This is a genomic window from Achromobacter sp. GbtcB20, assembly GCF_019091095.1.
GTDB lineage: Bacteria > Pseudomonadota > Gammaproteobacteria > Burkholderiales > Burkholderiaceae_B > Achromobacter > Achromobacter mucicolens.
The window spans coordinates 1-360 of record NZ_JAGXJZ010000320.1 but is presented as its reverse complement, the minus strand read 5'-3'; the positions used below and the strand labels follow the sequence as shown (position 1 = coordinate 360).

General features: G+C 71.4%; 1 protein-coding gene. It reads right to left on the bottom strand.

All coding sequences use genetic code 11. The features are described 5' to 3' along the window. Window positions 1–360: polysaccharide deacetylase family protein (locus tag KVT32_RS29165; protein ID WP_217619324.1), on the bottom strand; the 360-nt coding region annotated here is incomplete at both ends.

Sequence of the window (360 nt, the reverse complement as noted above, 5' to 3'; positions counted from 1 at the left end):
CACGCGCAGCCAGAAGGGCAGGTCGTCGCCGTAGTAGTCGCTGTCGTACTCGAAGCCGCCGTAGTCGGCCACCAGGCGCCGCGTGTGCGGGCTGTCGCGTCCGGTGTACCAGCCGAGCGCGCGCTCGCCGGTCAGGCGTTCGATGGCTTCCATGCCGCGCGCCATGTGCTCGCGCTCGGTCGCCTCGTCCACGTTCTGGTAGCTGATCCACCTCCAGCCGTGGCAGGCGATCTCGTGTCCCAGTTCGCGGAAGGCGGCGGTCACGTCCGGGCAGCGCTCGAGCGCCATGCCGACGCCGAACACGGTCAGCGGCAGGCCGCGCCGCTCGAACTCGCGCAGGATGCGCCAGACCCCGACCCG